Annotated in this window: 17 protein-coding genes and 3 tRNA genes; 13 read left to right on the plus strand and 7 right to left on the minus strand. The window is 64.6% G+C overall.

Going from position 1 to position 21,129, the window contains the following annotated elements; genetic code table 11:
- Position 1: 1 nt before the first annotated feature.
- Positions 2 to 643 (minus strand): TetR/AcrR family transcriptional regulator, encoded by a 642-nt coding sequence (locus tag JTF07_RS15090; protein WP_204235025.1) that lies wholly within the window; start codon positions 641 to 643, stop codon positions 2 to 4.
- Positions 644 to 684: 41 nt separating this feature from the next.
- Here JTF07_RS15090 and JTF07_RS15095 point away from each other — a divergent pair, with 41 nt between their 5' ends.
- Genes JTF07_RS15095 through JTF07_RS15115 form a run of 5 tightly spaced genes read left to right on the plus strand, consistent with a single transcriptional unit; the run spans position 685 to position 6,503 of the window.
- Positions 685 to 1,470, plus strand: a complete 786-nt coding sequence (locus tag JTF07_RS15095; protein ID WP_204235026.1) for a hypothetical protein — start codon at positions 685 to 687, stop codon at positions 1,468 to 1,470.
- Position 1,471: 1 nt separating this feature from the next.
- Complete coding sequence (locus JTF07_RS15100; protein WP_204235027.1) at positions 1,472 to 2,362, plus strand: alpha/beta fold hydrolase; 891 nt, start codon at positions 1,472 to 1,474, stop codon at positions 2,360 to 2,362.
- A complete protein-coding gene (locus JTF07_RS15105) occupies positions 2,359 to 4,026 on the plus strand; it encodes an AMP-binding protein (RefSeq protein ID WP_204235028.1) in 1,668 nt (555 codons plus the stop codon). Before JTF07_RS15100 ends, JTF07_RS15105 begins: the two co-directional genes overlap by 4 nt.
- Before the next feature lie 22 nt (positions 4,027 to 4,048).
- Entirely contained in the window at positions 4,049 to 5,227 is a 1,179-nt protein-coding gene (locus JTF07_RS15110; RefSeq protein WP_252199839.1) for an acyl-CoA dehydrogenase family protein, read from the plus strand.
- Positions 5,228 to 5,276: 49 nt separating this feature from the next.
- Entirely contained in the window at positions 5,277 to 6,503 is a 1,227-nt protein-coding gene (locus JTF07_RS15115; protein WP_204235029.1) for an acetyl-CoA C-acetyltransferase, read from the plus strand.
- 23 nt (positions 6,504 to 6,526) lie between these two features.
- Here the strand turns inward: JTF07_RS15115 and JTF07_RS15120 are convergent, their stop codons facing one another.
- Positions 6,527 to 7,525: a proline racemase family protein gene (locus JTF07_RS15120; RefSeq protein WP_204235152.1), complete on the minus strand. Its 999-nt coding sequence runs from the start codon at positions 7,523 to 7,525 to the stop codon at positions 6,527 to 6,529.
- 6 nt (positions 7,526 to 7,531) lie between these two features.
- On the minus strand, positions 7,532 to 10,420 hold the full coding sequence (locus JTF07_RS15125; RefSeq protein ID WP_204235030.1) for an aminotransferase class I/II-fold pyridoxal phosphate-dependent enzyme: 2,889 nt from the start codon (positions 10,418 to 10,420) through the stop codon (positions 7,532 to 7,534).
- 140 nt (positions 10,421 to 10,560) lie between these two features.
- On the opposite strand from JTF07_RS15125, the gene JTF07_RS15130 reads away from it, so the two are divergent.
- Entirely contained in the window at positions 10,561 to 12,288 is a 1,728-nt protein-coding gene (locus tag JTF07_RS15130) for a thiamine pyrophosphate-dependent enzyme (protein WP_204235031.1), read from the plus strand.
- A 232-nt stretch (positions 12,289 to 12,520) separates the two neighbouring features.
- Positions 12,521 to 14,152, plus strand: a complete 1,632-nt coding sequence (locus JTF07_RS15135) for an amidohydrolase (protein WP_204235032.1) — start codon at positions 12,521 to 12,523, stop codon at positions 14,150 to 14,152.
- Between the two features lie 60 nt (positions 14,153 to 14,212).
- Here JTF07_RS15135 and JTF07_RS15140 read toward each other — a convergent pair whose 3' ends face one another.
- Complete coding sequence (locus JTF07_RS15140) at positions 14,213 to 15,574, minus strand: aspartate aminotransferase family protein (protein WP_204235033.1); 1,362 nt, start codon at positions 15,572 to 15,574, stop codon at positions 14,213 to 14,215.
- Positions 15,575 to 15,674: 100 nt separating this feature from the next.
- Between JTF07_RS15140 and JTF07_RS15145 the strand changes: the two genes are divergently transcribed.
- Positions 15,675 to 16,286 (plus strand): YigZ family protein, encoded by a 612-nt coding sequence (locus JTF07_RS15145; RefSeq protein WP_204235034.1) that lies wholly within the window; start codon positions 15,675 to 15,677, stop codon positions 16,284 to 16,286.
- Positions 16,287 to 16,316: 30 nt separating this feature from the next.
- Here JTF07_RS15145 and ybaK read toward each other — a convergent pair whose 3' ends face one another.
- Entirely contained in the window at positions 16,317 to 16,817 is a 501-nt protein-coding gene (ybaK, locus tag JTF07_RS15150) for a Cys-tRNA(Pro) deacylase (RefSeq protein ID WP_204235035.1), read from the minus strand.
- 245 nt (positions 16,818 to 17,062) lie between these two features.
- A complete protein-coding gene (locus JTF07_RS15155; protein WP_204235036.1) occupies positions 17,063 to 17,410 on the minus strand; it encodes a metallopeptidase family protein in 348 nt (115 codons plus the stop codon).
- Between the two features lie 173 nt (positions 17,411 to 17,583).
- Between JTF07_RS15155 and JTF07_RS15160 the strand changes: the two genes are divergently transcribed.
- The 3 genes from JTF07_RS15160 (at position 17,584) to JTF07_RS15170 (ending at position 17,922) form a co-directional block, all read left to right on the plus strand.
- Positions 17,584 to 17,656: transfer RNA gene (locus tag JTF07_RS15160), tRNA-Glu, on the plus strand.
- 48 nt (positions 17,657 to 17,704) lie between these two features.
- Positions 17,705 to 17,778 (plus strand) — tRNA-Asp (locus tag JTF07_RS15165).
- A 68-nt stretch (positions 17,779 to 17,846) separates the two neighbouring features.
- Positions 17,847 to 17,922 (plus strand) — tRNA-Phe (locus tag JTF07_RS15170).
- 56 nt (positions 17,923 to 17,978) lie between these two features.
- On the opposite strand, the gene JTF07_RS20935 is transcribed toward JTF07_RS15170, so the two are convergent.
- Complete coding sequence (locus JTF07_RS20935; RefSeq protein ID WP_204235037.1) at positions 17,979 to 18,821, minus strand: CPBP family intramembrane glutamic endopeptidase; 843 nt, start codon at positions 18,819 to 18,821, stop codon at positions 17,979 to 17,981.
- A gap of 213 nt (positions 18,822 to 19,034) precedes the next feature.
- On the opposite strand from JTF07_RS20935, the gene JTF07_RS15180 reads away from it, so the two are divergent.
- On the plus strand, positions 19,035 to 19,919 hold the full coding sequence (locus JTF07_RS15180) for an SDR family oxidoreductase (RefSeq protein ID WP_204235038.1): 885 nt from the start codon (positions 19,035 to 19,037) through the stop codon (positions 19,917 to 19,919).
- Positions 19,920 to 20,033: 114 nt separating this feature from the next.
- Complete coding sequence (locus tag JTF07_RS15185) at positions 20,034 to 21,017, plus strand: patatin-like phospholipase family protein (RefSeq protein ID WP_204235039.1); 984 nt, start codon at positions 20,034 to 20,036, stop codon at positions 21,015 to 21,017.
- Positions 21,018 to 21,129 lie beyond the last annotated feature (112 nt).

Below are 21,129 nucleotides of genomic sequence, written 5' to 3' on the forward strand. Positions count from 1 at the left end.
ACTACCGACCGGCGCTGTCCGGTCGGTTCGCGGCACGCACGAGGCCGAACACCAGGTCGACCTGGAGATCGGCGAGTTCGCCGGGCGAAAGTCTGCCGTCTGGCCGGTACCACGTGGACATCGAGTTGCACAGGGTCACAACACCACGCGTGGCCGAGCCGATGTTGCGCACATCACAGACCCCGGCATCGAGCCCCTCGGCGATGGCGGTACGGAAGACCTTCTCCGTCCGATCACGCTGAGTAACCACCTCGGCGCGGTTCTCGCCTTCGAGGTAACGGAACTCGGTGATTCCCACCACCGAGGCGCGCGGCTTCTCCACGATGAAATCGACGTAGGCCCGCACCGCCGCATCAAGCCTGGCCAACGGCGCTTCACCGGCCGCAGTCACTGCCGCCTCGAGGGAGTCGGCGAGCGTGCGGGCCGTGTCCTCGAGGACGACCTCAAGGATCTCGCTCTTCGAACCGAAGTAGTTGTAGAGGTTCGACAGCGAGGTCCCGGCTGCCTTCGCAATCTCACGCGTCGACGCCCCGTGGAAGCCCTTCGCTGCGAGCACTTCGAGCGCCGCATCGACGACCGTTTCACGGTCGATGAAACGTGGCGCGGCCCGCCGCCTGCCTGACTTGTCCACATGCTCGTCCATTGCCACCAATCTTCTCATAAGCCCCTTCGGAAGGAATCTCCATGACACCGCCTCTCGCCCCCGGACAGCGATTGCTCGCTGCCGCCCCCGCGCTCGCACCGGGTTCGACATTGGCCTCGGCTGACGCTGTGGCGACTGCGCTTCGCACCGAGATCATCGACTCCTCAGACCTGGTCTCAGCGGACGTGGTGTCGGCACACCTCGAGCTGAAGAGGCCTATCGCCGAGCCCCTGACTCCGACTGCGGTCGTCACTGCCATCCTGCCCGATCGGGACGCAGGTGTGCGCGCCGAGGTGACTGCCTACCTCGACGATGACACCGGGGTCGCTGCCGTCCTGCGGTTGGCCTTCACCGGCGCGGTGCCCGACGCCGGGGCCCTCGACCGTCCCGATCCCTACTCCGGCCTGCTGTGCCCCGGCAGCAGGGAGTGGAACGCCGAGCTCCACCGTCTGCTGAGCGAAGACGAGTCATTCGCCGGTCTCATCGAGTCCTACGACGGAACGTTAGGGATCTCGATCGGCGGTCGTCCCGTACACATCCGCTGCTACCGCGGCCAGGTCCTCGAGGTCGTGGCCCGCGCGATCAAGGGTGCCGATTTCGTTCTCGACATTCCTGGCGAGGTCTTCGTCGATCTCATGACCTCGGGCGACAACAGCTTCATGGAGACCGCCATGGTGGGGAAGATGCGATCGGCAGGATCCGGTTACGAATACCTGCGTATGACAAGCGCACTCATCCGCATCATCGACAACGCCCGTGCCCTCGCCGGCACCGCCGGATACGTCGGCGCACACACGACTTCCATCGAGACCCAGCAGGTGGCCTGATATGACGACACTGACCGAAACCACACAGTCAACCGGCCCCACCGCCTCAGCAGTGACCACGCTGCGTGCGCACCAGCTCGTCATCGACGGCCGCTTCGCCTTCGTCGAAGACTGGGGCGACATCCACGCGACCCCGCTGCTGGCTCTGCATACCGCAGGCCAGAGCGGCGTCCAGTACGCCCACGTCGCCGCCGATCTCGCGGCCCTGGGTTATCGCGTCATCGTCCCCGACTTCCCCGGCCACGGACGCAGCGAACCCGCCGCTCATGGACCGGTGACCGACCTCGGCGAATATGCCCGATTCGCACTCACCGTCCTCGATCAGCTGGACATCGACCGCTTCGTCGCCGTCGGATGTTCCATCGGCGGGAAGATCACGATCGACCTCGCTGTGCGGGCAGGGTCCCGCATCCGGGCCGCGGTCGCGATGGCCGCCGGGGCCAGCGGCGGTCACGTCTCCATCCGGGGGCTGACCCGCGAACTCAACGACATCTCGACGCCCTCGCGCAGCGACCGCACCTACTGGGGCACACGCGCCGTCATCGGCTCCGCTGTGAGCGAGGAACGTCGTTCGCTCATCGCCCGCATGCACTGCCGCGAAGATCCCATCATCTCGAACTCGGACCTCATCGGCTGGGGCCGTCACGATATCACCGCAGGATTGCCCGACATCGCCTGCCCCACGATCCTCGTCGCCGGTGAGGATGATCTCTGGATCGACGCCGAGGCGGTCCGCCGTGACGCTGCGTCCATCCCTCGAGGATCGTTCACGTTCCTCCCCGGGATCGGGCATTATCCGATGGAGGAGATGACTGATTTCGCCAGCCAGGTCGACGCATGGGTGCGCACCCTGGAAGCCAGTGACGAAGGAACGGAGACCACCCGATCATGACCGCACAGCCGAGCACTCTCCATGGCCACCTGAAATCGTGGGTCGAGACCGACCCGCAGCGACTGGCCCTCATCGACCCGGTACCTGCCAGCGCTCAGACCGGCGACCTCGACCACGGACACATCCGTGTCAGCGTTGCCGACCTTCTGGCCCGCGCGAACCAGTTCGTCACTCTCCTCACCGAGCAGGAAGTCAGCGAAGGCGACTGCGTGGCCGTCTGGCTGCCCAGTTGGGCGGACACCTACGCCTGGCAGTTCGCGGCTTCGGCCCGCGGAGCCCACGTCATCGGCGTCAACACCCGCTACAACGTCGCCGAGGTCGGCCACGTGCTGTCGAAGGCACAGCCCAAACTCCTCGTGATGGCTCACGGATTCCGCGGCATCGACTTCCTCGCCACCGCGACGAAGGCCGTCGCCGAATCGCGGGACGACGCACCCACCGTTGCCGTCTGGGCCGTGCCGGGGGCATCGGAGGAACCTGTTGCCGCCGACTATGACCTCGGTTCAGGGGCAGTGGTCGTACCTGCGGTCGGTGCCACCACCTCGGCGCCGGACTTGTCGGCTCTCGAACCCAGCGCGGACCGGCTGTCGGTCGCGTTCACGACCTCGGGGTCGACGGGCATGCCGAAGCTGGCCGCCCACAAAGAGACCGCTGTCATCTCCCATTCGCAGCACGTGGCCTCGCGCGTAGGATTCGAACCCGGCGACGTCCTCGTCGAGCCGCTGCCCTACTCCGGTGTCTTCGGATACTCGGCGGGCATGGGTGCACTCTTCGGCGGTGCCGCAGTCCTCCTCCACCCCGTCTTCGACGAGCAGGAACTCGTGTCGGCCTGGGACCACTTCAACGGCTCGCACTTCGTCGGCGCCGACGACATGCTCTCGCGGGTACGCCGTGTATGCGAAAAGACCGGCACGACCATCGGCTCGTGGAAGTGGGCAGGCGTGGCCGACTTCCAGGGTATGTCCGCAGACATCGCGAAATGGGCCGCCGAAGAATTCGGAACACGGACCGTCGGCGTCTACGGATCCTCCGAAGTCTTCGCCCTCACCTCGTTCTGGCCCGTCGACACAGCCGAGGAACTTCGCTACTCCGGTGGTGGACGACTGACCGATCCCGCATACGAGTACCGCATCGTCGATCCGCTCTCAAACCTCGACGTCTCCGAAGGATCAGAGGGCGAAGTACAGCTGCGCGGAGCGAACATCGTCGACAGATACCTCGGCGACACGGGCGAAGGCGCCAAGAACTTCACACCCGACGACTGGTTCGCCACCGGCGACCTCGGCCGCGCTCAGGGACCCGATTCCTTCGAATACGTGTGTCGCATGGGCGACGTCATCCGTCTGCGCGGATTCCTCGTCGACCCGGCCGAGATCGAACTCCACCTCATCACCCACCCCGAGGTCGAGATCGTCAAGGTCGTCGGGCGCAACAGTGAAGCGGGAGCGCCTGAGGTGGTCGCCTTTGTCCAGCCCGTGCCGGGCACGAATCCGGATCCGGCGGAGATCAGGGCGTACTGCAAGGAGCGCTTGGCCAGCTTCAAGATTCCCACCGAGGTTCGCCTCGTCGAGACCATGCCCGTGACCGCCGGAACGAACGGGTCGAAGATCAAAGCAGCTGTCCTGCGCGAATGGGCGGCCAAGCCGCTCGAGACGCAGAAGTGACTTCAAAGCTAGGAGATACTCCATGACGCATAAGCCCAGGCCCAGGCCGAACACCCCGCACTTCATGACCGAGGAACGCCTCGAGATCCAGGCGCTCGCCCGCGAGTTCGCCCACGATGTCGTCCTTCCGCTGGCCAATGAGCTCGACCCCATCGAAGGCCAGTTCCCCGATTGGTTCGTGTCTCAGATGGCCGACATGGGATTCTTCGGCATCCTCATCCCCGAGGAATACGGGGGCCTGGGACTCGGTGTCTTCGAGTACTGCCTCGTCGCCGAAGAACTCTCCAGAGCATGGATGTCCGTCGGTGGTCTGCTGGCTCGGGGCAACGGGATGGGCGGTGGCTTCTCACCCGAACAGGAAGCCCGATTGTTGCCGAAGGTCGCCACCGGTGAATACCTCGGTGCCTTCGCCCTGTCCGAGGCAGAAGCCGGATCCGATGTCGCCAACATCCGGTGCAAGGCCACCCGCGCCGAGGACGGTGGGTGGGTCATCAACGGCACGAAGATGTGGTGCACGTTCGCCGATCAAGCCGATTACATCATTCTCTTCGCGCGCACCTCGACCGATGAGGCCAAGCGCCACCGCGGAATCTCAGCATTCCTCGTGGAGAAGGACCGCGGTTCCTTCCCTGAAGGGATGAGCGGGACTGCTGTGAAGAAGATCGGCTACTTCGGATGGAAGACCTGGGACCTGGCCTTCGACGACTTCCACCTGCCAGCCGAAGCACTGCTGGGGGAGGAAGATCGGGGCTTCTACCAAGCCGTCTCAGGTCTTGAAGTCGGTCGTGCTCACACAGCGGCTCGCTCGATCGGTTTGGCGCAGGCGGCGCTGGAAGACTCGATCGCGTATCTCAAGCAGCGGGTCCAGTTCGGCCACCCCTTGGCCGATTTCCAGCATCTGCGGTTCAAGGTCGCTGACATGGCCGCCCAGATTGAGGCATCGAGGGCGCTCATGTATCACGTGTGTACGCAGATCGATTCCGGTGCACGCTGTGACAAGGAGGCTGCCATGGTGAAGTACCTCGCGGCTGAGATGGCGGAGAAGGTCACCTCGGAGGCGGTGCAGATCCATGGTGGTGCCGGGTACACGAAGGACTTCGCGGTCGAGCGCCACTGGCGAGATGCAAGGTTGACGAAGATCTTCGAGGGCTCGTCTGAGATCCAGATGCGCATCATCTCCGATGAACTGCTCGGTCGCTGAGCCACCCTTCCACGACGCTGAGACCCACCAACCCTTCCAAGGAGGAAGAATGTCGAAGAACATCGTCATCTGTGAGCCCGTGAGATCTGCCGTCGGCGGATTCGGCGGCCAGTTCAAGAATCTGCCACCAGAGGAGCTTGGCCGTCAGGTCCTCGAGGCTCTCATCACGAAGTCCGGGCTGAACGTCGACATCGTCGACGATGTCATCCTCGGCAACTGCTATCCCACGATGGAGGCCCCGGCCATCGGCCGCGTTGTCGCTCTCAACGCCGGACTGCCGATCACCACACCCGGCCGTCAGATCGACCGTCGCTGCGGATCCGGCCTCCAGGCCATCGCCGACGGACATGCGATGATCAACGCCGGATTCGCCGATGTCGTCATCGCCGGCGGCGTCGAGACCATGAGCCGAGGTGCCTTCTTCAACGAAGAGATCCGCTGGGGAGTCAAGGGCTCCGGCATCGACCTCAAAGACAGCCTGGCCCGTGGCCGGGTCACCGCCGGCGGCACAAACTACCCGGTCCCCGGCGGGATGATCGAGACCGCAGAGAACCTGCGCGCCGAATACAGCATCAGCCGCCAGGAGCAGGACGAATTCGCCGTCTCCTCGCACCAGAAGGCAGCCACGGCCCGAGACACCGGCCGCTTCGACGACGAGATCGCACCGATCACGATCCCGGCGACCCGGAAGACCCCGGAGCAGGTCATCACGAGCGATGAGCATATCCGCCCGAACGCGAACGTCGAATCGCTGGCCAAGCTGCGCCCGATCCTCGGGTCCTCAGACGCCGAGGCGACCGTGACGGCTGGCAACGCCTCCGGTCAGAACGACGGAGCCGCATTGTGCATCATCGCCACCGAGGAGAAGGCTCGTGAACTCGGGCTGCGCATCTTCGCCCGGATGGTCGGCTGGGCCGTCGCAGGCGTTCCGCCGAAGACGATGGGAATCGGTCCCGTGCCGGCAGTGGCCAAGGCACTCGAACGCGCCGAGCTGAGTCTCGCCGACATGGACCTCATCGAACTCAATGAGGCTTTCGCAGCCCAGGCGCTGGCCTGCACCCGCGAGTGGAAGCTGAGTGAGTCCGACTTCGCTGAACGCCTCAACGTCAACGGCTCCGGAATCTCACTGGGACACCCGGTCGGCGCAACCGGCGGTCGGATTCTGGCCACCATGCTCCACGAGCTGAAGCGCCGCGATTCGCACTATGGCATCGAGACCATGTGCATCGGCGGCGGCCAGGGCATGGCAGCAGTCTTCGAGAACCTCGCACGCTGAGAGCCTGTCGGCGCGGGGACGCCTCAGATCGTGAAGCCGGCGGGGAACGGGTCGGTGGGATCGAGCGTGTACTGCGCTGTGCCGGTCAGCCAGGAGCGACCCGTGATGGTGGGGACCACGCCCGAGTGTTCGCCCACGCCCGTCTCCTCGACGAGGCGGCCGGTGAACGAGGTGCCGATGAAGGAATCGTTGACGAATTCCTCATTCAGCCCCAACTCACCGCGGGCATGATGGACGGCCATGAGTGCGCTCGTCCCGGTTCCGCCGGGCGAGCGATCCACCCAGCCTGGATGATTGATGAGGATGTGGCGGGTGTGCGCGGCGGTCGACCCTGGGGCCAGGAATACAACGTGCTCGCAGCCGCGGAACCCTGAGACCGGGTGGATAGGTTCGATCTGTTCGTTGACCGCGGCCATGATCGCTCGGCCGGCTCCGGTGAATTCCTCGGCGCGGGTGCGTTCGAAGGGGATGCCGATCTCCTCGGCCTCTACGAACGCATAGTAGTTCCCACCAAAAGCGATGTCGCAGCCTACTGAGCCGTATCCGGGGACATCGACGCTCTGGTCCAACGCATGGGCGTAGGAGGGAACGTTGACGATGGTCACCGATTCAGCTCGACCATCACGGACGGCCGCCTCGGCGATGATGAGCCCGATGGGCGTGTCCAAACGGATGCGCGTCACCGGTTCCTCCACGATCACCATTCCGGTCTCCACGAGGACGGTGGCCACGGCGATGGTGCCGGCACCGCACATCGGGAGCACACCGGTGACCTCGATGAACAGCACGCCCCAATCGGCATCGGACCGTGTCGGAGGCTGCAGGATCGCCCCGGAGAGCCAGCCGTTGCCGCGGGGTTCGCACATGAGGAAGGTACGCAGGTCATCGGAATGGGCGATGAACCAGCCCCGGCGCTCGGCCATCGTGGCGCCGGGTAAGGCCCCGACTCCCCCGGTGACGACCCGCACCGGCAGTCCCTCGGTGTGAGCCTCAACGGTCTGGATGAGCCGATTCGTGTGGATCGTTCTTCAGCCCTTCGAGCTCTGTGACTGCTTGGCCTCGAGCGCATCCTTCGGCAGGATGACACGGTAGCCCAGACGGGCGTCGTAGCCGTGGATCTCCCTGGTGTCGAGAGCGGACATGAAGTCGAGCACCTCGGCGGTGATGATCTGACCGGGCACGAGCACCGGGAATCCCGGCGGGTAGGGTGTGACGAACCCGGCAGAGACCGGCTGATCTCCTGACTCGATCCTACGGCTCAACTCCTCCGGGAGGACGTGTTCGATGTTCCACCGGCGCAGCCCGGCGTAGTAAGCGGTGCGCAGGTCACCATCGGGCAGCTGCTTCGACGAATCCTCAGCCGGTACCTCGGCGGCGTATTCCGGGGCGAAGGCGCTGAAGTCCGGCAGCGGCGGCATGATCTCAGCCGGCTCCTCGAAGGAGTATTCGGCCTGGAGTTCGTGCGGGTCGTTGAACTTCTCGGCCATCTTGACGAGGACCTCGATGAGGTAGGCCACGGCCGACCGAGACGTGCCGATGTTCGTCATAAACAGCACCGTGTTGCGGCTCGTCTTGTTGACCTGGATGCCGTAGCGGTCCATGAGGAAGTCGTGTTTGAAGGTGTCCCCGTCGACTCCGGTGCCGCTGATCTCGATGGTGATACGGCTGGGATCGACGACGAACTCGTCGGTCGACCACGCATGCCAGAACGTCGCCAGACCATCGCGCAGAGGCATCGTGCGTTCGGTCTGCCGGTACTCCTCGGGGATGAGGTCGGCCGCGGTGAGCACGCGGAAGGTCTTCTTCAGCAGAGGATGACGTGAGACGGCAGAGGCCAAGCTCATCGCCAGATCCAGCTGCTTCTGCACCAGGGCGAAGCCCTCCATCTCTACCTGCCGGCGCCCCAAGTCCAAGGACGCGAGGATCTGGTAGTTCGGCGAGGTCGAGGTGTGCGTCATGTACGCCTCGTGGAACGAGTCCTCCGCTCCGTGGGAGAACTCCTGGTCGTAGACGTGGATCATCGAACCCTGCCGCAGCGAGGTCAGCGTCTTGTGCGTCGACTGGGTCGCATACACGCGCAGAACCGCGTCCGGGGGCGGCAGCAGCGACTCGTTCAGCCACACCTCGTCGGGTGCGGGCGCACCGGTCTCTGCATCGAAGAGACGCTCACGCTGCTCGCGATACGCCCTGGCATGGGAGTCGGTGTCGAGGATCGCTTCGAGCCGCTCGGCTGCGACCATGGCGGTGCGCTTGCGGGTGACCGGGTGGAACCGGGCGAAGGCGAACCACGCCTCGTCCCAGAGGAAGACGAGGTCGGGCTTGATCGCCAGGCATTCGGCCATGACCTTCTCCGGGTCGTAGACGATCCCGTCGAAGGTGCAGTTGGTCAGGGTGATCATCCGGACCTCGTCGAGGCGGCCGGCGGCCCGGTAGTCGAGCAGGAGCTGCTTGATCCGATTCAGCGGCACCGCGCCGTAGAAGGCGACGTCGTTGAGCGGGTACGCCTCGAGGTAGGCGGTCCTCGCACCCGTGAGCATGAGCGCATGGTGGTGCGACTTGTGGCAGTTGCGGTCGACCATGACGACCTCGTCGGGTGAGACGACGGCCTGGTGGACGATCTTGTTCGCCGTCGAGGTCCCGTTCGTCACGAAGTAGGTCCGCTTCGCACCGAAGGCCCTGGCCGCCAGGGACTGCGCCTTCTTGATCGTGCCGACCGGCGCCAGCAGGGAGTCCAGCTCACCCGAGGTGGCACTGGTCTCTGCCAGCAGCAGGTTGAGGCCGTAGAAGTCGACGAAGTCACTGATCCACTTCGATCCCACGACCGAGCCGCCACGGGAGACGGGCAGGGCGTGGAAGACACCGGCCGGGCGGCGCGCGTGCTCACGGATCGCGGTGAAGAACGGAGTGTCATAGAGGTGCTGGACACGGCGCAGCAGAGACAGGTGGAGCTCGAACTGGTCCTCACGGCGGAAGACACGACGGAACCGATGGGTCAGGGCACCCGCCAGGCTCTCGATGTGGGCACCGGCCATGAGATAGAGGTCGAGCTCCGGGCGCAGACCGGCCAGCGTGTCTGCCAGACGCAGCACTCGACGGACCGAATTGAGCGGACTCATCGGCATCGTCGGCGAGTCGGTTGTTCCCTGGTGGGCCAGCTCTACGGCGCTGCGCAGATCCCGGCTGAGCACCTGCCGAGTCCGGTCGGTGAAGCCGGGGCGGATGACGCAGGCGAGCAGGTTCGGGTTCGTCAGCGCCGCCGCGACCGCATCGTCTGCGGTGGGGACGATGACGTAGTCGTAGATGAACTGGTCTGAGGCGTGGCGCAACTTGAGCAGGTCGGTATGCAGCTCATCGCGGCCACCCTCTGTGGTCTCATCGACGATGAGGACCTCGAAACGGGGGCGCGAATCCTGACGGTCCTTGTGCTCGGCACGCTCGTCCTCGGTGAGGTCATCCTCGGCGATATCGGGGACCGTGGTTCCGCGCAGGCGGTTGACGGCACGCGTGATCATGTCGTGGGCCTTGTCGAACTCACCGTTGGAGAGCAGCTCGGCGATGTCCTCGACGTAGCGCTGCCCGAAGCCGCCCCAGTACAGTTCGATCGTCTTCAGCGACCGCAGCGAACGCCAGACCTCACCGTCGGCGGCGATCATCGAGAAGTCCCCACCGCTGATGGCCAGACGTTTGATCGCGAACTTCAGGTACTCCCAGGCATCCGAGCGCAGACGCCAGGTGCTCGCAGGCATTCCCGGATCGCGTTCGAGCTGCGACTTCTTCGGCCGAGACCGGAATCCCGTCTCTGTGGATCCCCCAGACGAGTCAGAGTCCAGCCGTTTCCGGGGCGTCCCTCCGGCCGCTGCCGGTCCAGGCATGAATGCTGCCTGTCCCGAATGTTCGTCGGAGTCGATGCCGGTCATACTTGAGCCTCCTGGCGATGAAGTATCTCGATGTCGAGCGATCCCCTGCGGAATCCGTTGTGCCAAGATCATACGGCGTTGCATGACCGAATGTTCAACAGCCCACCCACATGAGACAAAAGAATGATAAGCATGAAGTCATGGACAACTCCGCGCCCCTTTCCGCCGGCCATCTCCTCGTCAAGGAGCTCGAAGCCCACGGCGTCCAGCGTGCCTACCTGGTCCCCGGCGAGTCCTATCTCGACGTGCTCGACGGCCTCCACGACTCGACCATCGCCCCCATCGTCTGCCGCCAAGAGGGCGGGGCCGGCTACATGGCAGTGGCCGAGGGACGCATGACCGGCATCCCCGGAATCGCCATGGTCACCCGCGGTCCCGGTGCCTCGAACGTCATGGTCTCCGTGCACACCGCCTACCAGGACGCGACACCGCTCGTCGTGTTCGTCGGCCTCATCCCCACCGCCCAGCGAGGTCGCGAGTCCTTCCAGGAATTCGATCTGGGCGGTTGGTTCTCGACGACGACCAAGAAGGTCCTGACCCTCGATGACCCGGATCAGGCCGCCGAGGTGGTCGCCGATGCCATGCACACCGCCGTGACCGGCAGGCCGGGTCCCGTCGTCGTCGGTCTGCCCGAGGAGGTGCTCGTCCAGACCAGCGGCGGTCAAGTTCTGGCCCCGCGCACACACGGTTCCGCCGCACCGTATGCCGGCGATGTCACCGAGCTGCGGGCCCGCATCCTGCAGGCCGATTCTCCTGTGCTCATCATCGGCGGCGAGGACTGGTCCCCGGCCACCTCCCGCAGGATCGCCCAATGGTCGCGCGATCGCGGCCTCGGCGTGATCGGCACCTTCCGTGCCTATGACGGTATCGACCACGACAGCCCCAACTTCCTCGGCATGCTCGGCTTCGGCGCTTCCGCGGTGGCCAAGAGAACCTTCGCTTCCGCGGACCTGCATATCTTCCTCGGCTGTGTCCGCACCGATGTGGCCACCGATTCGTTCACGATCGGCACCGAGGCCAAAACTGTCGTCATCGGCCCCGACCCGGACGCCCATGGACACTTCGGCAGCCTCGACCAGCACATCGTCACCTCGGTCAATCGCTTCGCCCAGGCCCTGTTCACCGAGGACGGTGCCCGCGCCTATTCGGTCTCCTCGGACGGGTCCATCGATGAACCCGCCGTCGGCGATGAGCACCTGAGTGGCAACGATGAGCCCGTGCCGCTGCCGGACTGGATCCGCGATGCCCGCGCAGAACTCGAGGAATGGAGGGTGCCGGTCACCACCTCGGCGAGTTCTGGCTCTGATGATGCCGGTGACGGCTTCGTCGACATGGATGAGGCATTCGTCCATGTCAGGGAGCTGCTGCCGGACAACGCGATCATCACCTACGGGGCCGGGAATTTCTCGGGCTGGGCCACCAGGTTCCTGCCCACGCATGGGTTCCCCTCGGCGCTGGGGCCGCGCAACGGCTCGATGGGCTTCGGCCTCCCGGCCGCCGTTGCCGCCGGTCTCGTCCATCCCGAGCGGCCCGTGTTCTGCATCGCCGGAGACGGGGACTTCCTCATGAACGGCCAGGAGCTCGCCACCGCCGCACAGTACGGGGTGAACCTCACCGTCGTCGTCAACGACAACTCGGTCTACGGCACGATCCGCGGGCACCAGGACCGCGAGTATCCGGGCCGCGCAACGGGAACTGCCCTGTCTAGTCCCGACTTCGCGGCCCTAGCCACCGCCTTCGGCGGTATGGGGCTGACGGTCGAACGCACCGCGGACTTCCGGGACGCCTTCGAGAAGGCCCTGGCTCATGAGGGCCCGGCTCTCGTCCGCTGTCTCACGGATCCCGCGATCCGCGGTGCACGGGTGTGATTGGGCCGATGCGCTCCATCCCGCCGGCTGCACAGCCACGGACCCAACGGTTGGTGACTTCTCGTCGACAATTCGCTTCGGATCGACCAGAAGTGACCAACTGTTGGGCGCTCGGACCGCGTTCCGAGATCTCCGACACCGCGGCGGCCTCGGTCTCCGCGAAATCACACGCTCTCTCGCTGTAGCCGATTCCCACGCTCCAACTGATTCTCACGCTGCAAAGGTGACTGACATGAACATCGACGCGATCTTCACCGATCTTGATGCCCACACACTCGACCCGGCACGTCCACGGGCGAAGAAGATCGGCGTCTTCGCTGGCCGCATCATCGGCTTCGACGAGGAACTCGACGGCGTCACCGCAGATCGGGTCGAATCGCTGGGCGGGGCCACCGTGCTTCCTGGCTTCAACGACGTCCACTGCCACACCGCATGGTTCGGACTCACCCTGGCATCCATCGACGTCACAGCACTGCCCGGCGGTCTGCCCGATGTCTACGCTGCGCTCGAGAAAGCGGCAGCGACGACACCGGCCGGCGAGTGGATCAACGCCACCGGCTACGCCCACCGCGACTACGACGGACAGTACCCGGACCTCTCCCGCCTCGACGAGATCACCGGCGACCGGCCCCTGTTCATGCGGCAGACCTCCGGACATGCCGCGATCGTCAACACCGAGGCGATGAAGCGAGCGGGGATCCTCGACCCCGGCTTCAGCGATCCCGTCGGCGGCAAGGTCGTCACCGATGCGGCGGGCCACCCCACAGGTCTGGTCGAAGAGACCGCGCAGGGCCTCGTCCAGGACCTCATCCGCCCCTATTCACTTGACACGATCGTCGAGGCCATCGACCTTGCGACTGCCTACTACGCAAAGGAGGGCATCACATCCTTCGGTGACTGCGGCGTCGCCTACGGGTGGATCGGACACTCCCCCATCGAAGTCAGCGCCTACCTGCGTGCTCGCGAAGAGGGCAAGCTGCGTGCCCGCGCCCAGCTCCTGCCGCAGGCAGATGGTCTCCACGAGATCGCAGCGAACTCCGCCGACGGCTTCGGCATCGGACTCGATGCGGGAGTGCGCACCGGTCTCGGCGATGACCTCGTCTCGCTGGGACCCGTCAAGTTCTTCATGGACGGGGCGCTGAGCGGGGAGACCGCTGCTCTCCGGGAGAACTACGAGGGCAAGGACCATCCCGGCTATCTGCAGGATGACGCCGAGGTGCTGCGCAAGCAGATCCTGGACACCTACGCCTCCGGGTGGTCCGTCGCGGTCCATGCGATCGGCGATGAGGCCGTGGATGCTGCGGTGGCCAACATCGTCGACGCCCAGGCTGAGTATGGTCGCCGAGCCGTTCCCAACCGGATCGAGCACGCTGCCCTCGTCCATGATGAGCACCTGTCCACCTTGGCCGACAACGGCATCGTCGTGACCCCGCAGTCAGCGTTCGCCGAAGGGATCGGCGACGGAATGAACGCCTCACTGGGACCTGCACGCCGCCCACTGATCTACCGCGCGAAGTCCTTTCTCAACGCCGGTGTGCTCCTGGCCGGCAGCTCGGATCGGCCCTGCGCCGACGGCAATGCACTGCGCGGCATCGAAGCCTTTGTGACCAGGAGGACCCGCGACGGCGACATCATGGGCTCGGCCGAGGAATGTCTGAGCGCCGATGAGGCGATCGCCGCCTACACCTCGGTCGCGGCCGAGGCCTCCGGACATGGGGCAGACAAGGGAACCCTCTCACGCGGGAAGCTCGCGGACTTCGTGGCCCTCGATGCCCACCCCGCCGAGGTCGAACCCGAGCAGATCTCACAGATCACGGTCCGCGCCACCGTCCTCGGCGGAGATTTCACCCACGACGCCCGCTAACCCTCCCCGACGTCACTAATAGCGCCCGGCGCCGGGGGTGTTTAGTGACGTCGGGGAGGGTTAGCGGGAGAAGTCGAGGTCGGTGAGGACCTTCTCGAAGACGCCCAGGCCGGTCTCGAGGTCCTCTTCGCTGATGTTGATCGGCGGGACGACGTGAAGACGGTGGTAGTTGTTGAAGGGGACGACGCCGTGTTCCTTGAGTGCAGCAACCACCGAGGCGACTTCGGGCGAGCCTCCACCGTAGGGCGCCAGCGGTTCGCGGGACTCCTTGTCCCAGACCAGTTCGATCGCCCAGAAGGCGCCGACTCCGCGGACCTCGCCAACGTGCTTCGAGTTCTCCGCTATCTGGCGCAGCCGTGGCCCGATGATCTCCTCGCCGATGCGTGCGGCGTGTTCCATCATGCCTTCTTCGTCCATGGCCTTCATCGTGGCCACCGCTGCTGCGCAGGCCAGAGGGTGGCCGGAGTAGGTGAGCCCGCCGGGGTAGGCCCTGCGCGCGAACGAGCTGTAGATCGCATCGTCCATGATCACACCGCCCAAGGGCACGTAGCCGGAGTTCACGCCCTTGGCGAAGGTGATGATGTCGGGCACCACGTCGAAGTGCTCGAAGGCGAACCATCTGCCGGTGCGGCCGAACCCGGCCATCACCTCGTCGGCGATGTAGATGATGTCGTGCTTGTCGCACAGCGCACGGACGCCGCGCATGTAGTCGCTGCCCGGGAGCATGATGCCTGCTGTGCCCGGAATGGTCTCGAGGATGATTGCGGCGATCGTCGACGGCCCCTCGAGTTCGATGGTGCGCTCGAGGTGCCGCAGGGCCCGCTCGGTCTCCTCCGCCTCTGTGGCGGCAGAGAACTCCGACCGGTAGAGGAAAGGCCCGAAGAAGTGGACGACACCTGAGTCGCCGCGATCGTTCGACCAGCGACGCGGGTCGCCGGTGACGTTGACGGCGGTCTCGGTGCCGCCGTGATACGAGCGATAGCGGGAGAGGATCTTATGCTTGCCCGTGTGCAGCCGGGCCATGCGGATCGCGTGCTCGTTCGCGTCGGCTCCGCCGTTGGTGAAGAACACATGGTCGAGCCCGGCCGGGGTGCGATCGGTGATGAGGCGGGCGGCCTCCGAACGAGCGGCGTTGACGTGAGCGGGACTGATCGTGCACAGCAGGTCCGCCTGATCCTTGATGGCCTGGACGACCTTCGGATGCTGGTGCCCGATGTTGGTGTTGACAAGCTGAGAGGAGAAGTCGAGGAATGACTGCCCCTGGCCGTCGATGATGGTCGATCCCTGCGCACGGGAGACGGTCATCGGCTCAAGCAGCTCCTGCGCCGACCAGGAGTGGAAGACGTGCGCCCGATCGAGTTCGTAGGCCCTGGCGGATTCGTCCTTGATCGCTGAGATGTCTGCCTCGCTGAGCTGCTGCACAACGCATCACCCTTTCACCATTGTTCAGGTTCGTCCGATCATCGTAGATCAGATTCCGGTGAAACGGTCCGCGTCCGTGGTTTTCGGTAGAGTGACCGGCATGCCTTACCGCACGCTCGCCGCCGTGTCCGAAGCCGAGATCGAGATCAAGAAGTCACGCTTCATCGGATTCCTCGCACCGGTCGCCGATGAGGCAGAGGCCAGGGAGGTCATCGCCGAGCGCCGCAGCGCCCATCCGAAGGCGCGCCATCACTGCACCGCGTTCGTCCTCGATCCGGATTCGCGCACGCAGCGCTTCAGCGATGACGGCGAACCGGCAGGAACGGCAGGGGCACCGATCCTCGATGTCGTCTCCGGTCACCAGCTGACGTTCGTCGTTGCGGTCGTGACCAGGTACTTCGGGGGAACTCTGCTGGGTGCGGGAGGACTCGTACGCGCCTACGGCCAGGCCATCTCGGCGGCATTGGAGACGGCACGCGTGGTGACGAAGCATGAGCTGGTACCTGTGCGCGCCGAGGTCGACTATGCCCAGGCCAACGCCCTGGATCGGGCGGCCGGGAACAGAGGATGGGCGACGCGGTCGCGCTACGGTGCCGCCGTGGACATCGACATGATGGTCCCCGTCGCCGAGGTGGACGCGGCCCTGGCAATGTACGCAGACCTCACCGCAGGGCAGGCAGAGCCCGCCGTCGGTGACGTCGAATGGGCGTGATCAGTGCTGGACTGATCAGTGCTGGACTGATCAGTCCAGGGCTGCGATCTTTCCGACCTGTGCATTGGTCAGCATGACGAGGTCCTCGGGACGGATCTCTATCTCGAGACCGCGACGACCTGCGGAGACGAAGACCGAGGAGTGCTCGAGTGCGGTGCGGTCGATGACGACCGGCACAGCATGGCGCTGCCCGAACGGGGAGACCCCGCCGACCGGGTAGCCGGTGCGACGTTCAGTCTCGGCCACGCCTGCCAGCTGAGCTTTCTTCGCTCCGCGTGCGGAGGCGAGGCCCTTGAGGTCGAGCTGCCCGGAGACGGGAACCAGGGCGGTGACGGGTTCGCCGTCGACCTGGATCATGAGGGTCTTGAATACCTGGTCGGAGCCCACGCCGAGCTTGTCGGCTGCTTCGGTTCCGTAACGGCGTGTGCTCGGATCGTGATCAAAACTGTGCAGGGTGTAATCGATGCCTGCCAGGTTGAGCACACGGACGGCCGGGGTAGCCGCGCTTGTCGGTTTGGATGCCACTGTCATAAAGGGGTCGTGCCTCCTGCCCGTAAATCTGCGAGGACACGCGGAGCAATTCTGCCCAGGGCATTCGCCCCTGTGTTCCCGCGTCGATACGGACGGAATGTTGTATCGAATGCTGATGGGTACCCGCCCACAATAAGCGAAGTCCCGGCTCAAGCGCCAATCAATGACGGTTGATGAAGTGTCAGATACCACCAACGACCTGGGGTGACGCCGGTGTTGGCGGTCGACTGCGGAGGTTGTAGAGCTCAGCCCCAGCCGATCTCGTGGAGCCGATCGTCATCTATTCCGTAGAAGTGTGCGATCTCGTGGACGATGGTGATGACGATCTCGCTCCGCAGGTGGTCTCGGTCCTCGGCAAAGGCGATGAGGTTGTCGCGGTAGAGGAAGATATTGTCCGGCAGTTCGAGTCCGGAGATGCCGCGCTCCCCCACCGGCGTTCCGTCGTAGAGCCCCAGCAGATGCGTATTGCCATCCTCAGGCCGGTCCTCGACGAAGAGAGCGACATTGTCGAGTTCGTCCGTCACGCCAGCGGGAAGCTGGTCGAGCGCCTCGCCAAGGATCGATTCGAACTCTTCTTCACTGAGGTCTTCCATGCCCACCAGCCTAACGGGACGACCTCCGGAGGGACTGTGGACCGCCCTGCCGATCGCCCTCTCGCGGAGCCCTGAAGCAGTGTGACCGAGGACACGGGTTGCCGGTTTGCACTCTGCGAAATGGTTGGGATAAGCTTAACGTCGTTGCCCCGGGGAATCCGAGGTCAACCTGGGCCCCCATCGTCTAGAGGCCTAGGACACCGCCCTTTCACGGCGGCGACACGGGTTCGAATCCCGTTGGGGGTACGGTGTAGGATTGTAAAGTCCGACATCGGATCAGATGCAACATAGTAAGGCCCTGTAGCGCAGTTGGTTAGCGCGCCGCCCTGTCACGGCGGAGGTCGCCGGTTCGAGTCCGGTCAGGGTCGCGGAGCACAAGGCTCTTCTTCGGAAGGGCCTTTGTTTCTCTCAACATACTTCGGTATGTTTGCGGCCTGGCTCTGTAGCTCAGTTGGTAGAGCGTTCGACTGAAAATCGAAAGGTCACCGGATCGACGCCGGTCGGAGCCACCACACAAGAGAACCCCCGGATTTCCTCAGAAATCCGGGGGTTCTCTGTTATTCCGGACTCAGCCTTCTGCGAGCACCGGCCGGGAGGCCCCGGGCAGCTGCTGCCGATGGCGCGGAGGAAGTATTCTGCGGCGACGATGAGCCGTGACGATGAAGATGGCACCCGCAAGCGTACAGAGGGCAATGGAGAACACGCTGCCTTCGGGACCGAAGTCTCCCCCGGTGATCAGCACCGGTCCAGACATCGTTGCATCCAACAGTCCCTGCGGCGTGTTGGCTCCGGATACCTCAGTGCTGAAGATTCCACCGGCAGCCATGTTCCACCCGAAATGCAGACCGATAGGCACCCACAGTCGTCTCGTCGCCATGTATGCGGCAGTGAGCATGAAGCCGGCCTCGACTGCGATGGCGATCGCACCGAAGAAGGAGGCGTTGGGGTTGAGCAGGTGCATGAGGCCGAACACCAGACCGGTGACCGCCATGGCGATCCATGAGCCTGTCCGCTCTTCGATGACCCGGAACAGGACGCCTCGAAAGATCACTTCCTCAGTGACCGCGACTGCTGCCATGAACCCGAGCATTCCCAGCAGTGCCCCCGGGGATCCGAGGCCGTCAACGGTGTATCCGCCGAGGAGCGCAATGATCACGATGACGAGAGAGAACAGGCCGATGCCGATGAGCGCTCCGAGGCCGAGCGACCGGGCTGCGCCTGCGTGGGACACCTCGGTGACAGTGCGATTCTCCGTGCGCGAAACGACTGCGCGATAGACAACGAGCGTCAGGGTCGCAGTGATGAGCCCGGCCACCAGGGCCAGCACCCCATTCCCTCCGACGAAATCTGTGGCGACGCTTCCGAGGACGGTGACTGCCACGACGGCGATGAGCTGTTTGATGAGACGCACGATTCTGACTCCATTCGCAGGATGACCGGAAGCGTCTGCCTCGGCCATCCACGACGGTAGAGGGTACCTGTCCGGGCCGACATCACTCCTGCGAGTGAAAACGGATGCGACCAACTGGTTACGTATCGGTAACCATGGCATGTAATGTGATGTCTGCAACTGGGTTCCCAATCGAACCATGCGCTCAGACTCACGATGCAAAGGAGCAGACATATGACCCGCGGTACCCAAATCAGAGGTGCACGAGTACTGATCACCGGTGCAGGCAGCGGCATCGGACGCCTGATGGCTCTGGACGCTGCGGCACGTGGAGCCGCAGAGATTCTCATCTGGGACCTCTCTGCCGAGACCGGTCAGGCCGTTCGCGATGAACTCGTGGCAACCGGAGCGAAAGCCCGCTCGTTTGCAGTCAATGTGGGCGACTCCAGCCAGGTCACAGCGGCCGCAGAGGAAACCGGACCGATCGACGTCCTCATCAACTGCGCGGGAATCGTCACCGGCAAGAAGCTGCTGGAAGCCGATGAGGACGCAGTTCGACGCGTCTACGACGTCAATGTCTTCGCCCTGTATTGGACGACACGTGCCTTCCTGCCTGGAATGATCGAACGGAACCGCGGCAGCGTGGTCACCATCGCCAGCGCCGCTGGCCTCACCGGTGTGGCCAAGCAGACCGACTACTCGGCCAGCAAGTTCGCAGCTCTGGGCTTCACCGAGTCCCTGCGCAACGAACTGCGCACCGACGGCAGCAACGTCGGAACTCTCGTCGTGTGTCCCTTCTACATCAACACAGGCATGTTCGAGGGTGTCACGACGAAGTTCCCCCGCCTCCTGCCCATCCTCGAGGAGAACTACGTCGCCACCAAGGTCATCGACTCCATCGAAGCCGGACGTGAGCAGCTGATTATGCCCGCACTGGTCCGTCTGCTGCCAAGTCTGCGTTTGCTGCCGACACGGGCCTTCGACCGAACCTTGGACTTCCTCGGCGTCAACAAGACCATGGAGCACTTCACCGGCCGTCGTCCCGTGGCCGCGGAACCCAACACTGCCTCGCCGGCTGCGGAGCTCAATTCTGCCGACCCCGCCGCTGCCAGGGGCTGACGAGGGACACGAGCTCCTCCTTTCCTTGTCCGCACCCAGCCTGGGTGACAATGAGAGGAGGAACATCGACTCGGAGTTCACAGGCGCACTGAGGCCGCTGAGAAGGAGGACGCTATGCCCCTCACCGATCTGGTCCTCGAAGGCGGAGGAGCAAAACTTCCCGGGCTCGTCGGCGCTGTCAATGCGCTGACCTCGGCCGACTACTCCATCCACCGCATCGCGGGAACCTCAGCCGGCGCGATCGTGGGCGCGTTGGCCACCGCGGGCATTCCACCTGAGCGCCTCACCGAGACGATCCTCGGCAAAGACTTCACCGACTTCGAGGACCTCAGCCCCGCCTTCCGATTCACACCATGGCTCGGAAAGGTCCAGGGGCTGCTGTTCCACAAGGGAATGCACCTCGGCACTGCCCTCCACGACTTCCTCGACGACATCCTCACCGCACAGGGCATCCGCACATGGGCAGACCTCCGCCTGCATGACCCGGAAAGTGCCTTGCCTCCCGAACGGCAGTACCGCCTGGTCGTCATCGTCTCCGATGTCTCCCGTGGTCGAATGCTGCGTCTGCCCTGGGACTACCGCCCGGCGCTCGGCGTCGACCCGGACTCGCAGTCCGTCGCGGACGCTGTCTGCGCCTCAGCGGCGATGCCGTTCTACTTCCGACCCAGATCACTGCCGGCCGATCGCCGCATCGCCGGCGGCTCATCGGTGCTCGGCTCGGACGGGGGCCTGCTGTCGAACTTCCCCGTCGACCTCTTCGACCGAAAGGATCAGCGACCAGCGCGCTGGCCGACTCTGGGAGTGATGCTGTCAGCCAGGACGACGGCAGGCGCACAATGGCGACCGAATGCGAACACCTACCAATACGCCGTTTCTCTCCTGTCGACCATGATCAATGCCCACGACCGACGCCACATCGACGAACCTTCGACCACCGAGCGGACGATCTTCGTCGACACCGACCGCCACAGCAGCACCGATTTCGCCCTGTCACGGGGGGACAAACTCGACCTCATCGACTCGGGGGCGAACGCGGCTCGAACATTCCTCAAACGCTGGGACTGGCTTGAATGGAAAGAGCACCACGGGCGCCGATGAGCGGCGGGGCCTTTGAGCCGCCGCACCACAGGTATCGCCATGGACCCTCTCGGCAAGGCCGAGCTCGCGTGCAACAATGTCCGTGAGAGTTATACCGATCGACCACACGCGA

This window comes from Brevibacterium sp. RIT 803 (assembly GCF_016892625.1).
Lineage (GTDB): Bacteria > Actinomycetota > Actinomycetes > Actinomycetales > Brevibacteriaceae > Brevibacterium.

What these genes read in the sequence shown, in the direction of transcription:
- JTF07_RS15090 (WP_204235025.1), bottom strand. Translation starts at nt 643, where the DNA reads ATGGACGAGCATGTGGACAAGTCAGGCAGGCGGCGGGCCGCGCCACGT.
- JTF07_RS15095 (WP_204235026.1), top strand. Translation starts at nt 685, where the DNA reads ATGACACCGCCTCTCGCCCCCGGACAGCGATTGCTCGCTGCCGCCCCC.
- JTF07_RS15100 (WP_204235027.1), top strand. Translation starts at nt 1,472, where the DNA reads ATGACGACACTGACCGAAACCACACAGTCAACCGGCCCCACCGCCTCA.
- JTF07_RS15105 (WP_204235028.1), top strand. Translation starts at nt 2,359, where the DNA reads ATGACCGCACAGCCGAGCACTCTCCATGGCCACCTGAAATCGTGGGTC.
- JTF07_RS15110 (WP_252199839.1), top strand. Translation starts at nt 4,049, where the DNA reads ATGACGCATAAGCCCAGGCCCAGGCCGAACACCCCGCACTTCATGACC.
- JTF07_RS15115 (WP_204235029.1), top strand. Translation starts at nt 5,277, where the DNA reads ATGTCGAAGAACATCGTCATCTGTGAGCCCGTGAGATCTGCCGTCGGC.
- JTF07_RS15125 (WP_204235030.1), bottom strand. Translation starts at nt 10,420, where the DNA reads ATGACCGGCATCGACTCCGACGAACATTCGGGACAGGCAGCATTCATG.
- JTF07_RS15130 (WP_204235031.1), top strand. Translation starts at nt 10,561, where the DNA reads ATGGACAACTCCGCGCCCCTTTCCGCCGGCCATCTCCTCGTCAAGGAG.
- JTF07_RS15135 (WP_204235032.1), top strand. Translation starts at nt 12,521, where the DNA reads ATGAACATCGACGCGATCTTCACCGATCTTGATGCCCACACACTCGAC.
- JTF07_RS15145 (WP_204235034.1), top strand. Translation starts at nt 15,675, where the DNA reads ATGCCTTACCGCACGCTCGCCGCCGTGTCCGAAGCCGAGATCGAGATC.
- ybaK (WP_204235035.1), bottom strand. Translation starts at nt 16,817, where the DNA reads ATGACAGTGGCATCCAAACCGACAAGCGCGGCTACCCCGGCCGTCCGT.
- JTF07_RS15155 (WP_204235036.1), bottom strand. Translation starts at nt 17,410, where the DNA reads ATGGAAGACCTCAGTGAAGAAGAGTTCGAATCGATCCTTGGCGAGGCG.
- JTF07_RS15180 (WP_204235038.1), top strand. Translation starts at nt 19,035, where the DNA reads ATGACCCGCGGTACCCAAATCAGAGGTGCACGAGTACTGATCACCGGT.
- JTF07_RS15185 (WP_204235039.1), top strand. Translation starts at nt 20,034, where the DNA reads ATGCCCCTCACCGATCTGGTCCTCGAAGGCGGAGGAGCAAAACTTCCC.